General features: G+C 51.9%; 15 protein-coding genes. 9 read left to right on the top strand and 6 right to left on the bottom strand.

The genetic code is table 11. The features are described from left to right. Positions 1-129: 129 nt before the first annotated feature. Positions 130-1446 (bottom strand): DEAD/DEAH box helicase, encoded by a 1317-nt coding sequence (locus BQ7489_RS16880; RefSeq protein WP_113745308.1) that lies wholly within the window; start codon positions 1444-1446, stop codon positions 130-132. A gap of 140 nt (positions 1447-1586) precedes the next feature. Here BQ7489_RS16880 and glmS point away from each other — a divergent pair, with 140 nt between their 5' ends. Then, a complete protein-coding gene (gene glmS, locus BQ7489_RS16875; protein WP_072532329.1) occupies positions 1587-3431 on the top strand; it encodes a glutamine--fructose-6-phosphate transaminase (isomerizing) in 1845 nt (614 codons plus the stop codon). 116 nt (positions 3432-3547) lie between these two features. Here the strand turns inward: glmS and BQ7489_RS16870 are convergent, their stop codons facing one another. The 3 genes from BQ7489_RS16870 to BQ7489_RS16860 all read right to left on the bottom strand — a co-directional run bounded on the left by BQ7489_RS16870 (position 3548) and on the right by BQ7489_RS16860 (position 6147). Next, positions 3548-4735 (bottom strand): class I SAM-dependent rRNA methyltransferase, encoded by a 1188-nt coding sequence (locus BQ7489_RS16870; protein WP_072532328.1) that lies wholly within the window; start codon positions 4733-4735, stop codon positions 3548-3550. A gap of 68 nt (positions 4736-4803) precedes the next feature. Continuing rightward, on the bottom strand, positions 4804-5442 hold the full coding sequence (locus BQ7489_RS16865; protein WP_072532327.1) for a 3'-5' exonuclease: 639 nt from the start codon (positions 5440-5442) through the stop codon (positions 4804-4806). Positions 5443-5478: 36 nt separating this feature from the next. Further along, on the bottom strand, positions 5479-6147 hold the full coding sequence (locus BQ7489_RS16860) for a DUF5063 domain-containing protein (RefSeq protein WP_072532326.1): 669 nt from the start codon (positions 6145-6147) through the stop codon (positions 5479-5481). Between the two features lie 124 nt (positions 6148-6271). Between BQ7489_RS16860 and BQ7489_RS16855 the strand changes: the two genes are divergently transcribed. The 8 genes from BQ7489_RS16855 to BQ7489_RS16820 all read left to right on the top strand — a co-directional run bounded on the left by BQ7489_RS16855 (position 6272) and on the right by BQ7489_RS16820 (position 17368). Continuing rightward, the gene (locus BQ7489_RS16855) at positions 6272-8818 is read left to right on the top strand and encodes an FtsK/SpoIIIE family DNA translocase (RefSeq protein ID WP_072532325.1); all 2547 of its coding nucleotides are present in this window, start codon (positions 6272-6274) and stop codon (positions 8816-8818) included. 45 nt (positions 8819-8863) lie between these two features. Further along, on the top strand, positions 8864-9472 hold the full coding sequence (locus BQ7489_RS16850) for an outer membrane lipoprotein periplasmic chaperone LolA1 (RefSeq protein ID WP_072532324.1): 609 nt from the start codon (positions 8864-8866) through the stop codon (positions 9470-9472). Between the two features lie 30 nt (positions 9473-9502). Continuing rightward, positions 9503-10450, top strand: coding sequence for a thioredoxin-disulfide reductase (trxB, locus tag BQ7489_RS16845; RefSeq protein ID WP_072532323.1), 948 nt, complete (start codon positions 9503-9505; stop codon positions 10448-10450). 26 nt (positions 10451-10476) lie between these two features. Further along, on the top strand, positions 10477-13287 hold the full coding sequence (locus tag BQ7489_RS16840; RefSeq protein WP_072532322.1) for a M16 family metallopeptidase: 2811 nt from the start codon (positions 10477-10479) through the stop codon (positions 13285-13287). A gap of 31 nt (positions 13288-13318) precedes the next feature. Beyond that, on the top strand, positions 13319-14803 hold the full coding sequence (locus BQ7489_RS16835; RefSeq protein WP_072532321.1) for a DUF5687 family protein: 1485 nt from the start codon (positions 13319-13321) through the stop codon (positions 14801-14803). A 15-nt stretch (positions 14804-14818) separates the two neighbouring features. Beyond that, complete coding sequence (locus tag BQ7489_RS16830) at positions 14819-15526, top strand: ABC transporter ATP-binding protein (RefSeq protein WP_072532320.1); 708 nt, start codon at positions 14819-14821, stop codon at positions 15524-15526. Between the two features lie 243 nt (positions 15527-15769). Further along, positions 15770-16300: a C40 family peptidase gene (locus BQ7489_RS16825; RefSeq protein ID WP_072532319.1), complete on the top strand. Its 531-nt coding sequence runs from the start codon at positions 15770-15772 to the stop codon at positions 16298-16300. A gap of 12 nt (positions 16301-16312) precedes the next feature. Continuing rightward, entirely contained in the window at positions 16313-17368 is a 1056-nt protein-coding gene (locus tag BQ7489_RS16820; RefSeq protein ID WP_083580743.1) for a hypothetical protein, read from the top strand. Between the two features lie 155 nt (positions 17369-17523). On the opposite strand, the gene BQ7489_RS16815 is transcribed toward BQ7489_RS16820, so the two are convergent. Together BQ7489_RS16815 and BQ7489_RS16810 are read right to left on the bottom strand one after the other, a co-directional pair. Beyond that, complete coding sequence (locus BQ7489_RS16815) at positions 17524-17898, bottom strand: DMT family protein (RefSeq protein ID WP_072532318.1); 375 nt, start codon at positions 17896-17898, stop codon at positions 17524-17526. A 43-nt stretch (positions 17899-17941) separates the two neighbouring features. After that, on the bottom strand, positions 17942-18706 hold the full coding sequence (locus tag BQ7489_RS16810; RefSeq protein ID WP_072532317.1) for a PP-loop family protein: 765 nt from the start codon (positions 18704-18706) through the stop codon (positions 17942-17944). Between the last annotated feature and the right edge of the window lie 54 nt (positions 18707-18760).

Below are 18760 nucleotides of genomic sequence, written 5' to 3'. Positions count from 1 at the left end.
CCTTTCAGATTATTGTGAATACCCGTATTTTAATTACACATCGATATCTGCCTACCTCACATCCGGGAATCGGCTTCAAGGCAGGTCCATAGTATCATACAAGGTTCAAGGCACCGGCGGGAGGCCCGATTACCGGGCCAGCTCAATCACGGTCTTCACGCCCTTGATTTTCTCGTTACGGAGCAGTTTCAATGCCTGGCGTGCCTTTTTACGGGAAACGGCGGCAAAGGCATAATGGTCTTTCACGTCCACCCGGCCCACATCTTCCCGGTTAAGGTTCCCTTTCTTGGAAAGGAAGCCTACGATATCAATCTTATTGATCTTGTCCTTCTTTCCCTTGCCTATGTAGAAAGTCACGAACTCCGGTTCGGACGGTCCGGGAATCTGCGGGGGAAAGACAAACTCTTCCGGCTCTTCACGTACATAAGCCGGGAGCCGTTCCTCCGGCCCCAGAATCACATAGGCACATCCGTCGGCATCCCAGCGGGCTGTACGTCCGTTACGGTGGATAAAACCGTCCTCGGACAGCGGCAGGTGGTAATGCACCACATTCCGGATATCGGGGATATCCAGACCGCGTGCAGCCAGATCGGTAGAGATAAAGATATGGCAGCTCCCGTTACGGAACTTGTACAGGGCCCGTTCACGGTCGTCCTGCTCCATTCCCCCATGGAACGTTTCACAATAAACCTTCATGGAATGCAGGTATTTCCCTACCCTGTCGACACTTTCACGGTGGTTACAGAACACCAGCGTGGAGCTGTCGCCCAGGCAGCACAGCAACTTATACAGAGTTTCCAGCTTGTCCTTTTCGGGCGAAAGAACCTTATACACCTGCAGGCGGCTTGACAAGGGACGGTCCGGATCCAGGAAATCCAGCCGTACCGTCCTGCCCAATCCCGTAAAGCGGGGTATCTCTTCGGCATCGGTAGCCGAAAGCAGGAAACGGCGGCGCAGGGCCGGCAATTTGCCGATCACTTCCTCCATCTCCTCCTGGAATCCGAATTCCAGACATTTGTCGAACTCGTCGATAATCAGGTAACGCACAGCAGCGGGATCGAAATTCTGCTTCTCCAGGTGGTCGTTCATACGCCCCGGAGTACCGATGATCACCGAAGGGGAAATTCCCTTCATGGTACGGTGTTCGTCCATGGCAGGCCGTCCGCCGTAGCAGCTCATCACCTTATAGCCGGTACCCATCGACTTGAACACCTGCTCGATCTGCAGGGCCAGCTCACGTGAAGGCACCAGCACTACGGCCTGCACTCCCGCCACATCGGGCTTCAGCATATCTACCAGCGGCAGCAGGTAAGCCAGGGTCTTCCCCGACCCCGTAGGCGACAGCAGAATCAGGTCGCCTCCACCGGCAGCGGCCTCAAGGGCAGCCTGCTGCATTCCGTTCAACTTCTCAATCTTCAGGTTCGCTAAAATAGTCGGTATATCCATCATCCAGTTTTTAGGGTTATCATTGCAAATATATCAAACTTATAGGAAAAATTCCATATTCGGCTTGTTTATCTTTGGCTATATTCGTAAATTCGCATGTTATTATTATCATTTTAACAGAATAATCCTAAATAGAAGACATGTGCGGAATCGTAGGTTACATAGGAAAGCGTAAAGCTTACCCTATCCTGATCAAAGGACTGAAGCGGCTGGAATACCGTGGATACGACAGTTCGGGTGTGGGTCTTATCAGTGACACAAACCAACTCAATGTATATAAAGCCAAAGGGAAAGTATCGAATCTGGAGGAACTGGCCTCACAAAAGGATACGTCGGGCTGCGTAGGCATAGCCCACACACGGTGGGCCACCCACGGCGAGCCCAGTCAGGAAAACGCCCATCCCCATCTTTCCCAGTCGGGCAATCTGGCCCTCATACACAACGGAATCATCGAAAACTACGCCACCCTGCGTGAACAACTGCAGGCAAAAGGCTATACGTTCCGTAGCTCGACCGACACGGAAGTGCTGGTACAGCTGATAGAATATTTCCAGGTGACCTATCACCTGGACCTGCTGAAAGCCGTCCAGACCGCCCTGCATAAAGTGATCGGTGCCTATGCCATCGCCATTCTGGACCACCAGCACCCCGAGCGCATCATTGCCGCCCGCAAAAGCAGTCCGCTGGTGATAGGCATCGGACAGGACGAGTTCTTCCTGGCTTCGGACGCCACCCCGATAGTGGAATACACCGACAAGGTGGTTTATCTGCAGGATGGTGAGATAGCTATTCTGGAACAAGGGAAACCTCTGAAGATAGTCAATCTGATCAACGAATCGCAACCGGCGGAAATCAAAACCGTCGACATGAACATCGGCCAGCTGGAAAAAGGCGGATATCCGCATTTCATGCTGAAGGAAATCTTCGAACAGCCCGAATGCATTAACGACTGCATGCGCGGCCGTGTACGCGGAGAAGTGCACCAGGTAGTGCTATCGGCAGTGAACGACCACAAGGAACGCCTGCTCAACGCACGCCGTTTCGTCATTGTAGCCTGCGGTACATCCTGGCACGCCGGACTGATAGGGAAACAGCTGATAGAGGCGTTCTGCCGCATACCGGTGGAAGTGGAATACGCTTCGGAATTCCGTTACCGCAATCCGGTGATAACCGACGGCGACGTGGTGATAGCCATCTCCCAGTCGGGCGAGACGGCCGACACCCTGGCAGCCATCGAACTGGCACAGGCCAAAGGAGCCTTTGTATACGGAATCTGCAATGCGGTAGGTTCATCCATCCCCCGTATCACCAACTCCGGATCCTACATCCATGTAGGCCCCGAAATCGGAGTCGCTTCGACCAAGGCATTCACCGGACAGGTAACCGTACTGACCATGTTCGCACTGACGCTAGGCAAGGCCAAGGGCACCATAGAAGACGAAGAATACCGCAAGATCATAGACGAACTGCTCCGTATCCCCGACAAGATCAAGGACGTACTGGCAGAGAACGACCACATAGCCGAGCTGGCACGCATATTCACCTATGCCCACAACTTCCTGTATCTGGGACGCGGCTACAGCTACCCCGTAGCGCTGGAAGGAGCCCTGAAGCTGAAGGAAATTTCCTACATCCATGCCGAGGGATATCCCGCCGCCGAGATGAAGCACGGCCCTATCGCACTGGTAGATACGGAAATGCCTGTCGTAGTCATTGCCACACAGAACGCGATGTATGAAAAGATAGTAAGCAACATACAGGAAATCAAAGCCCGCAAAGGGCGCATCATTGCGCTGGTCAACAAGAACGACAATGTGATCAGCAAACTGGCAGACGACTGCATCGAGATTCCGGAAACCCTGGAATGCCTGGAGCCGCTGGTTACCACCATCCCACTCCAGCTGCTGGCCTACCACATTGCGGTGTGCAAAGGCAAGGACGTGGACCAACCGCGCAACCTGGCGAAATCGGTTACCGTAGAATAACGAACAGTTGCAACCATACAGAAAAGAACCGGGAGGAGATCCGAAACTGGACATCCTCCCGGTTCTTTTCTGTATGAGCCTGTCATATAGCCGTACAGGTCACATCCTGCGGTACATCATTCCACATAAAGCACCAGCCCTTTCAGGTACTCACCTTCCGGGTGATAGATATTCACCGGATGGTCGCCCGGCTGGGTAAGCTGGTGCAGGATACGTACGCTGCGTCCGCTTTGTGCAGCAGCCGTAAACACTGCATTGCGGAAATTCTCCTTACTTACCACCTGCGAGCAGGAGAAGGTAAACAGGATGCCTCCCGGACGTATCTTCTCAAAAGCTTTGGCATTCAATTTGGTATATCCTCTCAAGGCATTGCGCAAGGCATCACGGTGCTTGGCGAAGGCCGGAGGGTCCAGAATAATCAGGTCGTACTGGTCGCCCATGCGGTCAAGGAACTTGAAAGCATCCTCGGCAAAAGCCTGGTGGCGGGTATCTCCCGGGAAATTCAGCTCCACGTTCTCATTGGTCAGGTCGATAGCCTTTGCCGAACTATCGACAGAATGTACCAGATTCGCCCCTCCCCTCATGGCATAGAAAGAGAAGCCACCCGTATAGCAGAACATGTTCAGCACGTTACGTCCCCTGGCATAGCGTTCCAGCAGGTGACGGTTTTCGCGCTGGTCGACGAAAAACCCGGTCTTCTGACCCTTCAGCCAGTCGACATGGAACTTCAGTCCGTTCTCCATGGCTATGTTCTCGGGACTTCCCCCTTTGATAAACCCGTTTTCGGTGGCAAGCAGATCGGCCTTGAACGGCAAGGTCGTTTCCGACTTATAATAAATATTCTTAATCACGTCGCCCATCACTTCCGACAAGGCATCGGCAATTTCCATCCGGTATACATGCATGCCGGCAGAATGAGCCTGCATCACGGCGGTATGGTCATACACATCGACAATCAGCCCCGGAAGGTTGTCGCCTTCACCGTGTACCAGACGGTAGGTATTGTTCTGCGGATTCCCGATCAGCCCCAAGGCCACACGCAATTCCTTTGCCACGCGCAGCTTGCGTACCCAGAACTCATGGTCTATTTCCTGCTGCACGAACGAAAGAACACGCACAGCGATGCTTCCGATCTGGAAATGGCCACAAGCTATAAATTCTTTCTTCGACGTATATACATCGACAATCTCACCTTCTTCAGGCTCACCTTCAACACGGGCAATAGCCCCTGAAAACACCCACGGATGGAAGCGCTTCAGCGAATCCTCCTTGCCGGGTTTCAGATAAACTCTTTTATACGACACGCTTATAATGAATTAAATAAAATTATACAGTAAAATCCATGGCGGAAATTCCCTGCCGGCAGCCTCATTCAAGCCTGCTCGGGCTGTTCATCAGGCACCTTCACCACCTCATAGTTTCCGTGGCTGCGCAATTCTTCCAGGTAAGTATAGATCTCCACGCAGGCCCACGCATCGGTAGCCGCATACAGCTGCTGCGCCTCCGTCAACGTCTCCGCCTCCCAGTTGGAAAGGCGCTGGCTTTTCGATATCTTCTTTCCGAAGAGCAGCGCATAAATCTTCAGCAGACTCTTCTCCTCAATGCCGAAACGGGTCACATAATCCTGCAGTTCGATCCAGTTGCCGGACTGCGGATCCTTCTGGTTACGTTTGCGCAACATAGCAAAATCATCTTTCAGAGAAAGCCCCACCTTCAACACGTCATTCTGCAGGAACTCCTCCAGAAAATCGGGCAGGCCCAGATGGTTCAGACGGAACAGGAAACAGGTATCGTGCGTAGACACCTGCAGCAACGCCACCTTATGCACGGTCCCCTTGCGGAAAGAAGGACGTGTTTCGGTATCCACCCCCACAATGGAATGGGTATTGAGATACGCAATCGCCTTACGGGCTTCCTCTTCCGTATAAATGACAAAGATACGTCCGCCGAATGCATCCTTTGGCAAGGCGGAAACATACTGTTTGGATATCTTGTTCTGTATTACAACCATAATCAAGTCTTGTTGTTTTTTATCCGATCCGGACGGTCACTCCTCCCAGCGGTCGCCCGAACCGTCATCTTCCTCACCGGCGTCAAGGCCTTCGTAAAGGTCGTCTTCCGTAATACCGGCGTCGGAAGCCAGCGGAGAGTTCCTGTAAAGCTCCTCTTCACTCATCTCATCGTCCGTACCGTCATCGGTATGATGGCCGTACTTCACGTCATGCAAGGCACGCATCGCATTGAGCAGACGCTGCCCCCAGAAACCCGCAAAATGCTCGTTGCAGATAATCAGGGCGTCATTCATAGTCTTGTCAAGCCCCAGCTGGTATACACAGATAAAATCCTTCAGTACCTGGTATACATCGGCCAGGTTCTCAGAAATGGTCTGCGTGATAGGCGTGTCACTGTAGGCCATATCCTCCAGGAACACATCCAGAAAGTCGTCCATATTCCCCATCAGTGCGGCAATACCTCCACGTACCCTCTCATAGTCGCCTTCCGTAACGAATGTCTCAGGATCGGCCTCATCAATCCGTTCGCCGGCAGGAAGCAGAGAGGCCTTCAGATACAGCAGAGGCAGCAGCTTGAGGGCCTTGTCGACAAAATTGCGGCGCTTCATTCCGGAAGTCCGTTCCAGGAATCCGCAGAATTCGGCGGCAACAGTCACAAATTCAACCGTGTTTCTATCGAAAATAATCGGAGTGCTCTTTTCCATATTTAATTGTCAATTGGTGTGCAAAGGTATGAAAAAAATTTTTCAGTTTTAGTTTTATTCGTACATTTGCGTAATAAATCAAAGATGATACGACAAGAAATCATAATTCCAAACACATGAGACTATGGTCAAGAAAAAGACAGAGACAAAAACCGACGATAAAAAATTCATAACAAAAGAGAAAGTGGTGACAGCCATGAAGGGCGAAACGGTCCGTTTCATCGTAGGACTGCTGTGCGTCATTTTCGGGGTATACCTGATTCTGGCCTTCAGTTCATTCTTCTTCACAGGAGGGAACGACCAGAGCATACTGACCCACCCCAACCCGGAAGAGCTGCTCCAGACCGACAACCACATACAGAACTATGCCGGTGCCAGAGGAGCACAGCTGGCTCAATTCCTTATCAACGACTGCTTCGGCATTTCGGCTTATCTCATCGTAGTATTCCTTATCATTGCAGGTATGAAACTGATGAAAGCCTACCAGTTCACGCTATGGAAATGGTTTGTGGGCTGTGCCACCGTCATGATCTGGCTTTCCATCGCCTTGGGATTTATCTTTGAAGGGACCTTTGCCGATTCATTCCTCTACCCGGGCGGACTGCACGGATATAACGTGAGCCGGTGGATCTGTTCCCAGATAGGTGCCCCCGGCATCATCCTCTTCCTGCTGATCACCCTGATACTGATCTGCATCTTCTTTACCAGCGAAACCATCCGGGTGGTAAGGAAAGCCCTGCACCCGTCCATCCCCTTCAGGAAAAAGGACGGTACAGACCCGCAAGGACCGGACACTGAAGATAAGAAAAAAGAAGAGGAAGACAGCATACTGCCGGAAAACGGACCGGAGCCCGATGATGAAAATATCCATACCGATATCCGTCAGGAACAAGAACAGCAAGAGCAAGAAGAGGATACGGAAGAGCCTCCCCACGCCATTGAACTGGACCTGACCCCGGACACACGCAAACCGGCCCCGAAAGCGGAAACCGTTGCAGCTGCCCCCATCATACGCCAGCCGATGACACCGGATATCGCAGAACAGGAAATTCCGGAAGAGGAAGAGGACATCAACGCAGCGGAAGACACGGAACCTACATTTGAAATAAGCGACGAGCATCATGAAGAAGATGAAGTGATAAAAGGCGACCTGAGCCAGCCGTACAACCCGAGACTGGACCTGGAACACTACAAATTCCCTACCCTCGACCTGCTGAACTCGTACGGCGACCATGAGCCGACAATCGACATGGAAGAGCAGAACGCCAACAAGAACCGCATCATCCAGGTGTTGCGCAGCTTCGGCATTGAAATCAGTTCCATCAAAGCCAGTGTAGGTCCTACCATCACACTGTATGAAATCACACCCGCCGAAGGGGTACGTATTTCCAAGATACGCAACCTGGAAGACGATATAGCCCTGAGCCTCTCGGCACTGGGAATCCGTATCATTGCTCCGATACCGGGCAAAGGGACCATCGGTATCGAAGTGCCGAACGCCAATCCGCGCATCGTCCCAATGGCGTCGGTCCTGGCCAGCAAGAAGTTCCAGGAAACCACATTCGACCTGCCCGTAGCTCTGGGAAAGACCATTACCAATGAAGTGTTCATGGTCGACCTGGCCAAAGCGCCGCACATGCTGGTGGCCGGTGCCACCGGACAAGGAAAATCGGTAGGTCTGAACGCCATCGTGACTTCCCTGCTGTACAAGAAGCACCCCAGCGAACTGAAGTTCGTCATCATCGACCCGAAGAAGGTGGAATTCGCCATCTACGCACCGATAGAAAAGCACTTCCTGGCCAAACTTCCGGGCGACGGCGACGCCATCATCACCGATGTAACCAAGGTAGTGCAGACACTGAATTCACTGTGTGTGGAAATGGATACCCGTTACGACCTGCTGCGCAAGGCAGGATGCCGTAACATCAAGGAATACAACGCGAAGTTCATCAACCGCCAGCTGAATCCGGAGAACGGACACCGGTTCATGCCGTACATTGTGATCATCATCGATGAGTTCGGGGACCTGATCATGACAGCAGGCAAGGAAGTGGAACTGCCTATCTGCCGTATCGCACAGCTGGCACGTGCCGTAGGTATCCACGCCATCATAGCGACCCAGCGTCCGACTACCAATATCATTACAGGTACCATCAAAGCCAACTTCCCGGCACGTGTAGCGTTCCGCGTGGCTTCCATGATGGACTCACGTACTATCCTGGACCGTCCGGGTGCCCAGCAACTGATCGGTAAGGGTGACATGCTCTACCTGCAGGGAAACGATCCGGTACGTGTGCAGTGCGCCTTTGTAGATACGCCGGAAGTGGAGCGTATAGCCAACTATATCAGCAAGCAGCAAGGCTATCCATGTGCATTCCAGCTGCCGGAATATGTAGACGAGAACGCCGATACCGGCAGTGCCGCCGATGTGGACATGAACCGCCTCGACCCGCTGTTCGAAGAAGCGGCCCGTCTGCTCATCTATCACCAGCAGGGATCGACGTCACTCATCCAGCGGAAATTCTCCATCGGCTACAACCGGGCGGGACGTATCATGGACCAGCTGGAACGTGCGGGTATCGTAGGGCCGGCCAACGGAAGCAAGGCACGCGACGTGCTCTGCATGGATGAGAACGACCTTGAAATGCGTATGAGCAACCTGAAGAACTGAACCATCCTCCCCCTAAGGGAGAAACTAAACTGAACAGATCCTGAAATGAAAAAGATTTATATTACCCTATTACTGCTGCTTATCGCCTTTACGGAAAGCTTTGCCGGGCAGGATGCCCAGGCAAAGGCAGTGCTCGACAAGACTGCAGCAGCGTATAAAAGTACAGGCGGTATCTGCCTTACGTTCAACGGCAGCCAGGAAGGTACCCTCTGGTTGCGCGGCGAATGTTTTTACCTGAAATGCGCCGGAATAAAAAGCTGGTTCGACGGCAAGACCCAATGGAGCTACGTTGAGAAGAACGATGAAGTGACCGTAACCAATCCTACCGGAGAAGAGATAAGAAGCATCAACCCCTACTCCTGGATCACGTCGTATCAGACAGCCTTCGACTACCGTTACAACGGTACCAGGACATTCAACGGGAAACAGGGACACGAAATCATACTCACCCCGAAAGAAAAGGGAGACATCCAGTCCATTACCTTAGGGGTTTCGGATAATTACCAGCCGCTCCACATCACCATCAGGCAGTCCAACGGACAAAAACAGGTGTTCAACGTAACTTCCTACAAGACCTATAAGAACGTGAGCATGGAGTCTTTCCGCTTCAATCCGAAAAAATACCCTACCGCCGAAGTCATCGACATGCGGTAAACTGACGTGAAATCTAAATTTATAATCAATATGGCAACAGAACATGTAAAATGCCTGATCATCGGATCGGGCCCTGCTGGATATACAGCAGCTATTTATGCAAGCCGAGCTAACATAGCTCCAGTACTTTACGAAGGTATACAGCCGGGTGGACAGCTGACCATCACGACTGAAGTGGAAAACTTTCCGGGTTATCCGGACGGAGTAACCGGACCGGTGCTCATGGACGACCTCCGCAAACAGGCAGAACGTTTCGGTACGGATATCCGCAACGGAATCGTCACCAAAGCCGACCTGAGCCAGGCTCCTTATAAGTTTGTAGTCGATGACGAAAAGGAAATCACTGCCGATACGGTCATCATCTCTACCGGTGCCACAGCCAAATACCTGGGTCTGGAAGACGAAAAGAAATACGCCGGAATGGGAGTCAGTGCCTGCGCTACCTGCGACGGATTCTTCTACCGCAAGAAAGTGGTAGCCGTAGTGGGTGGAGGCGATACCGCCTGTGAAGAGGCTATCTACCTGGCCGGTCTGGCCAGCAAGGTTTACCTGGTAGTGCGCAAACCTTATCTGCGTGCCTCCAAGATCATGCAGGAGCGTGTAATGAACCATCCGAACATCACCGTGCTGTTCGAGCACAACGCCGTAGGCCTTTACGGTGAAAACGGAGTGGAAGGCATGCACGTAGTGAAACGCATGGGTGAACCCGACGAGGAACGCTACGATGTGGCAATCGACGGATTCTTCCTGGCTATCGGACACAAGCCTAATTCCGACATTTTCAAGCCATGGGTAAAGACAGACGAAACAGGATATATCCTTACCGAAGGTTCTACTCCATGTACCGGTATCCCGGGTGTGTTTGCCGCCGGTGACGTAGCCGACCCTCATTACCGTCAGGCCATCACAGCTGCCGGTAGCGGATGCAAGGCTGCCATAGAAGCCGAACGTTACCTGTCGGCCAACAACCTGCTCTAAGCCCCAAGACACCTAAAACTGAAATCATGAGAAAAATATTCAGAAAAGCCCTTGTTGCCGTTGTGATGATAAGCGGATTCACAACGGCATCGGCACAACAGCTGCCACCGGTACCGACCGATCCGGCTGTAAGGATAGGCCGACTGGACAACGGTATGACCTATTATATCCGCCACAACACACGGCCGGAAAAACAGGCTGATTTCTATATAGCCCAAAAGGTAGGTTCCATCCTGGAAGAAGACAACCAGCGCGGACTGGCCCACTTCCTGGAACACATGTGTTTCAACGGAACGACCCATTTTCCGGGCAACACGCTCCGTGAATACCTGGAATCCATCGGTGTAAAATTCGGGACCAACCTCAATGCCTATACTGCGGTAGACGAAACCGTATACAACATTTCGGACGTTCCTGTGATACGCGACGGGATCATCGACTCCTGTCTGCTGATATTGCACGACTGGGCAGACGACCTGACACTGGCTCCCAAAGAAATAGACAAGGAACGTGGAGTCATCCATGAAGAATGGCGTACCCGTACAGGAGCCATGATGCGTATGTACGAAACACTCTTCCCCGTAATGTTCGCAGGCAGCCGATATGCGTACCGCCTGCCTATCGGCACGATGGAAGTGGTGGACAATTTCCCATACCAGGCTCTGCGCGACTACTATGAAAAATGGTATCGCCCCGACCAGCAGGGAATCATCGTGGTAGGCGACATCGATGTAGATGCCGTGGAAGCCAAGATCAAAAACCTGTTCGGCCCGATCAAGATGCCTGAAAACCCTGCTACACGCGAGTACTTCCCTGTACCCGACAACAAGGAACCCATCATAGCCATAGCCAAGGACAAGGAACAGCAGGTTGCACAGGTAGCCGTGTTCCACAAGCACGACGCATTCCCCAACGAAATGAAGAACAACGTGGGCTACCTGGTATATAATTTCATGCTGGGCATGACCGAAAGCATGATGAACGCCCGCCTGGACGAACTGACCCAAAGTGCCAACCCGCCCTTCATAGGTGCCGGTGTGGCCGACGGCGACTTCATTCTGTCAAAGACCAAGAAGGCTTATCAGGGTGCTGCCGTATGCAAGGAAAATGCAATAGAGAGCGGACTGGCTGCCCTGATGCGTGAATTCGAGCGTGCCACCCGGTTCGGCTTTACAGCGGGCGAATATGTACGTGCAAAGGCCGACTACCTGAGTATGCTGGAAAAAGCTTACAATGAGCGCAACAACATGAAGAACGAACAGTTCGTAGAACAGTATGTACGTAACTTCATCGATGCGGAACCGATACCGAGCGTGGAAGACGAGTATACCCTGATGAGCCAGATAGTCCCGAACATCCCTCTGGACCAGGTGAACCAGCTTTTCAAGGGAATGGTGAACGACAGTAACATTGTGGTAGCCCTTTTCTGCCCCGACAAACCGGACATGAAATATCCTACCGAGGCCGATATCAAGAAAGTACTGGCCGACGTGAAAGCCGAAAAGATCGAACCGTATGTAGACAAAGTATCCGATGAACCGCTTCTGAAAGAAACTCCCCAGCCGGGAAAAGTGGTAAAGACTGAACCCGGCATGTACGGATCGACGGTGCTTACGTTGAGCAACGGCGTACATGTCATCCTGAAACAGACCGATTTCAAGGCCGACGAGATCCGTATGCAGTCATTCAGCAACGGAGGTACATCTGTCTTCGACGATAAGGATGCCCTCCAGTTCAAGATGATAGACCAGGTGGTAGCATTGGGCGGTCTGGGTAACTTCAGCGCCATCGAGCTGCCGAAAGTCCTGGCCGGTAAAGTGGTTTCGGCCGAATCTTCCGTACGCACACTCACCGAAGCAGTCAACGGTTCCTGCGCTCCGAAAGACCTGGAAACCATGCTGCAGCTCACTTACCTGCTCTTTACCGCCCCACGTACAGACCAGGCAGCCTTCGACTCGTTCAAGAGCCGTATGAAAGCCCAGCTTGCCAACCTGGAGGCCAATCCGCAGGTAGCACTGACCGACTCGCTCAACAAAGCCCTCTATGGCGACAATCCGCGTGCCATGCGCCTCAAAGCCGACATGATTGACCGGATTGACTACCAGAAAGTAATGGAACTCTATAAAGACCGGTTCAAGGATGCAAGCGACTTTACTTTCATCTTTGTAGGGAACATCGACCCGGCAACCGCCACTCCGCTTATCGAGACCTATCTGGGATCTTTGCCGTCAATCAACCGCAAGGAGACTTTCCATGACCGCATGGAACTTCGCAAAGGCCAGTACAGGAACGTCTTCCACAAAGACCTCGAAACGGAAAAGGCGACCGTAGTCCTTGTGCGCACAGCCAAATGCGACTATAACCTCCAGAACCAGCTGATGACAAGCATGATCGGGCAGCTGCTCACCATGACCTACACCGACACCGTTCGTGAACAGGAAGGAGCCTCATACGGCGTGAGCGTACGCGGAAGCCTGAACAAATATCCTACATCGGAAGCCATCATCCAGATCTACTTCGATACCGATCCGGCCCGACGTGCCAAGATGGTGGACCTCGTCAACAAGGGTATCAGCGACTTCATCGAGAAAGGTCCCGACGCCGAGAACCTGAAGAAAGTGAAAGAGTACATGTTAAAGAGCAACGAACAGAACCAGAAGGAAAACGCCTACTGGATGGGAGCACTCTACAACTATTACTGGGCCGACGATGACCGTGTGACCGGCTATGCCAATTTCGTAAGTACAATAACCGGTGCCGACCTGCAGAAGTTTGCCAAAACGATCTTCTCACAGGATAACGACATTGAAGTCAGCATGACGTCCGGCGACAACTGATTGCGGCATATTGATCCGATATATTCCGATTATGCTATATAATGATATCCGAAAACTCCAGAAACTCGACGCAAAGCGGAGTCCGATGTTCGAAAAGAACCGCTTTGCCAAGTTTCTGGTGTATCTGATGATCGCATTCTGGGCAGCATACCTCATTTTCTTCGGGGTTATGCTGTCCTTTGCGTTTATGGATGGTTTCCCTAATATGGAGCCATACCATGTGCTCGACAAAGGACTGATCGTATTTCTGGTCCTTGATTTCCTGATACGCTTTCTCTTCCCCACCCCGGTACAGGCCATAAAGCCCTTCCTGCTGCTTCCGGTACCCCGACGGAAAGTGATGAGCGTTCTTCTAATCGAATCCGGACTGGGCGGATTCAATTTCTTCTGGCTGTTCTTCTTTGTTCCTTTCGGACTGATAACCGTTACCCGGCTGTACGGACTTACAGGGGTGCTGGGCTACTGCCTCGGCATCTGGCTCCTGATGGTACTGAACAGCTACTGGAGTATGCTGGTCAAGGTTCTGGTACGCCAGAGGTTTCTCAATATCCTGATTATCGTACCGGTCTACGGCATATTGGCGCTCATCGAGTTCCTGCCCGAAAAGGGATGGCTCAGCACCTTTACCATGAACCTGGGTGAAGCCTTCATCCTGTGGAACCCGCTGGCCTATCTGGGCGAACTTGCGGCCATAGCCGTTATGGGTTTCATCAACTACCGAGTACAGCTCCGGCTCATCCACAACGAACTTTCGCGCAAGGACGATACAGGTGTCAAGCATATCAGCAGCTACAGCTTCTTCGACCGTTACGGGAACGTGGGCGAGTACATGCGTCTGGAGCTGAAGATGATATTCCGCAACAAATCACCGAAAAGCCAGTTCTGGATGCTGATGGTATGCGTATGTATGTTCGCGGCCTTCCTCACCTTCAACATCTACGGCGAGAACAGCCTGATGAACGATTTCATGTGCCTGTACTGCTACATTGTGTTCGGCATCATGACACTGAGCCAGATTATGGCCATCGAAGGGAACTACATAGACGGACTGATGGTACGCAGGGAAACCGTATATAACATGCTGCGGGCCAAATACTACCTGCAGTGTATTTTCCTTGTCATTCCGTTCCTGCTCTGCCTGATACCGGTCATCAAGGGCTCCATGTCTCTGCTGATGTCACTGGGATACCTCTGCTTCGCCATGGGACCCGTATTCGCCTGCCTCATGCAGATGGCAGTCTACAACGACAAAACCATGCCGCTGAACGTAAGTATGATGGGCAAACGCCAGAATGCCAACAAATACCAGTCGATCGTTTCCATCGCAGCCATGATCGTGCCCCTGCTCATCTACCGGCTGCTGACGGTACTGTTCGAACCGGATACGGCCTATACGGTCATGATTGTCATAGGACTGGCGGTATTCTTCACACACCGCTACTGGATATACAACATCTATGTACGCTTCATGAAACGCCGTTACAGCAACATGGAGAACTTCAGAAATACACGCTAACGAAAGCTTCGAATTATGGACATAACAATAGAACAACTCAAGAAATGCTACGGCTCACACGTAGCCCTCGACATCGACAGCTATGTGATCAAAGGAGGTGAAATCATCGGTCTGGTAGGCAACAACGGGGCCGGAAAGACCACCCTGTTCCGCCTCATCCTCGATCTGCTGAAAGCCGACAGCGGACATGTACGGATAGGTGATACCGAAGTGGCACAGAGTGAGGACTGGAAAGACATTACGGGAGCCTACATGGACGAAAGTTTCCTGATAGACTACCTCACTCCCGAAGAATACTTCTACTTTGTAGGAAAGATGTGCAGCCTGAACAAGGACGAAGTGGACACACGCCTGGAACCCTACAGCCGGTTCATGAACGGCGAAATTCTGGGGCAGAAGAAACTGATCCGCAACCTATCGGCCGGGAACAAGCAGAAAGTGGGAATTCTGGCAGCCCTGCTCAACCGTCCGCAACTGCTGGTCCTGGACGAGCCCTTCAACTTCCTCGATCCCAGCTCGCAGTCGGCCTTGAAACACCTGCTCCGCGAATACCATGAACAGACCGGAGCTACCATCCTCGTTTCGAGCCACAACCTGAACCATACCGTCGACATCAGCTCGCACATCATTCTGCTTGAGCACGGAAAGATTATCCGTGACATCGGAAACGTAGACGGAAACGCCGAAAAGGAACTCGAAACCTATTTCGAGATACAGGAATGAAAAAGACAGGCCGTATGCACGGTTCAAACTGAAATTTAACCCGGTTTGACAACCGGATTCCCTCTATGGATATACAGGAATGTTGCTCCCTGATACCCTTAGAGGGAATTTCATTAAATAAAGATTAAAAAAACGTCCATACAGGTCCGGATGTTTAATTTATTGAAATTTCAACCGGTTACCAGTCCCCCCTTCCAGCATTTTCTATATATTTGTTTTTATATAGCTATAGAAACAGCGCATATGCACAGACAAAAATACATATCAGGCATCCTTCTCCTTATCGGCACACTCTTTACGCTGGCCTTGTCATCGTGCGGTACACGTGCCCCCCGGTACGACTATCAGGCACTGGCACAGGCCGCCATACGGCTTGAGATGGATATCGACAAGGACGACAACCACAAGCTCTACATCGAGTCGTCGAAATGGATCGGTGTGCCGTACCGGACAGGAGGAAACACCCGGAAGGGAGTGGACTGCTCGGGGTTGACCTGCAACATCTACAAGACTGTCTACCGCAAGAAACTGCAGCGAAGTTCCGAGAAGCAGCGGAAAAAGAACTGCCGCAAGGTAGCCAAACGGAACCTCAGGGAAGGCGACCTGGTATTCTTCCATAACGGACGGAACAAACGTACCGCCAACCATGTAGGGATCTACCTCAAGGACAGCAAGTTCATCCACGCCAGCAACGCAGGCGTCATCGTAAGCAGCCTGAACGAACCTTACTACAAGAAATACTGGATGCAGGGAGGAAGGGTGAAAGGACTCTAACACACAGACACAATGAAAAGACACAAAATTACAATCAGCGGCGTTACACTCCTGCTGCTGTGCAGCGGAATTCCGGCCGCCGCGCAGAACACAAAGGAAGAAAAGGAGCTGAAGCTCAACGATGAAGCCGTACGCATGATCCAGTTCGACTTCTCGGCACAGCCCGACGACAAGGCCCCCCGCATGCTGGAGGCCCCCATCGACAAAAGCTGGATGAAATTCAAAAAAGACCTCTCTATGCCGCGTAGTCTAACCGACAGCACCCGGGTAAAAAGCCCTGAAGCATGGATACGCCCCGAACCATATACCATCTGGACCAAATTCGGTGAAAATCCGGTTTACGACGTGCTTCCCAATCCACACAAGGAATGGAAAATCTACTGGACACTCAACCCGTTCCGTCCGGCGTTGGACGAGAATTACGGTCATTCGCTTCCGGCCAGTCCGGGTCCTATGTATGACCGGATCAGCAACGGGATGGGCTCCGGAGGTTCTGTTGTCATCTCAGCCGACATCAACGGTTTCCTGTACGATGTCCTTACGCCCAGAGGAAGAATGCTGGCGCACAACCGCAAACATGCCAATGCCTGGAAGACCTATAAAAACTACATTCCTACGGCTGCCGACAGCGCCAAATTTCCGACCTACTTCCGCAAGGAAGGGATTGTCTTGAGCCGGCGTGACAGCATAGCGGCCGACTCTACATTTGCTGCCGCCAACAGCTATACGTCGTCCGGCATCGATATGAGTGAAGCTCCGGTACTGCACAACCAGTTCCCCGTTCAGCCTCTGCTTCCCGTCTACCGGACCGGAGAACAGGACTCTACAGCCTCTGCACGCCAGAAAGCCCCGGCAAAAACGGAAACCGGAAAGAAGCCACAGGAGAAGCAGGAAAAGAAAGAGCCCGAGGAAGGAGTTTCACGCTTTACCTACTACATCCGCCAACGGATGGCCGAAGATTCCATCCGACGCCAGCAACAACTCAGAAGAGAACAGGAAAGAGGTTTGCAGAACAGCGTGTACGACCTCGAAAAACAGATACGGCAATACAAGGAAAAACAGAACTGACCCGCTATCCGGGCCCCAAGAAAAAAAGCCAAGGCGTTTCCATGAAAGAACTTGAACTTTCATCGGAAACGCCTTGGCCTTTTTATCAGTTTCACTTGTTCTTCCCCGAAAACCGTCAAGCCATTTCCGGAAAAGGACAAGTCAAAATTCATCCGTCATTTCTTGAACACGAAATAGACCGCCAGAATCAGGCAGAAAAAAGCTGCCAGATGATTCCATTTCAATTCCATCTTGAAGGCAATCATCGAGAAAACGGTAAACACGGTCAAGGTAATGACTTCCTGGATAACCTTGAGCTGCATGATGTCGAACGGACCTCCGCTGTCCTTGAATCCCAGACGGTTTGCCGGCACCTGCAGGCAATACTCAAAGAAAGCGATGGCCCAGCTGAAAGCGATGACACCTATCAGCGGCAATGCCGCGAACCAGCTGAATTCTTCACGCATTTTCAAATGACCGTACCACGCAAACGTCATGAAGATGTTTGAAAAGATCAGCAGTACGATCGAATAAACTCCTTGTGAAAACATATCTTCTACTCCTATTTTAGTTTCAGGTTCTCTATTAATTCCGTCAATTCCTGTCGCCCGTACCTTCCGCCTCCTCCGGCAGCAGGTCGGTCTGAATGTTGTTCATGCTCCCCCACAGGCTGTATCGTGCCTCAGGATTCATTTCCTCCAGTCTGTGCAGCACCTCCTTCATGTCCGAACGGTGTGAATCCGTCTCATACGGACAGTTCTTGATCTGTTTCCGGTATCCGCGCACGGCAGCCATCTCCAGCAGGTCGGCTTCATGCACCAGACACATCGGGCGGATAATCGTCATGTCGAACTTACGCATCACCAGCTTGGGCGGCATCGTGCTGAATGCTCCCTGGAAAGTCATGTTCATCAGCAAGGTCTCCAGAATATCATCCATGTGGTGGCCCAGCGCAATCTTGTTGCACCCCTGTTCCTTGGCTACAGTAAACAGAGCCTTGCGACGGTTCCACGAGCAGAGGAAACACGGCGACTTGCGGGTGTCGGTCGACGGATCGAACGACGTTTCATACCGCACGAAAGGCACTCCAAGTCCCTCGGCATACTCTTTCAGGTAATCCATATCCGACTTGTAGGGGATATTTGTCATCACCACATGCGCCGCCACCACCGAAAAGCGAGGCTTGTATATACGTGAACGGTTGGCCAAGAGTTCCAGCAACGCCAGCGAGTCCTTTCCGCCCGACAGTCCAACCAGAATCCTGTCGCCCTCTTCAATCAGCCCGTACTGTACGACGCCCTTGTTGAAACGTTTCGCGATACGGCGCATCAGTTTATCCTCTTCAGTCAGTTTTCCCATAACGGTCCATCAAAAACGACGCAAAATTACATCAAAAAACCGATTCGGGAAAGA

The organism is Bacteroides ilei, from assembly GCF_900128495.1.
GTDB classification, from domain to species: domain Bacteria; phylum Bacteroidota; class Bacteroidia; order Bacteroidales; family Bacteroidaceae; genus Phocaeicola; species Phocaeicola ilei.
Note: the sequence above shows the minus strand (reverse complement) of the source record. Positions and strands in the feature narration are given on the sequence as shown.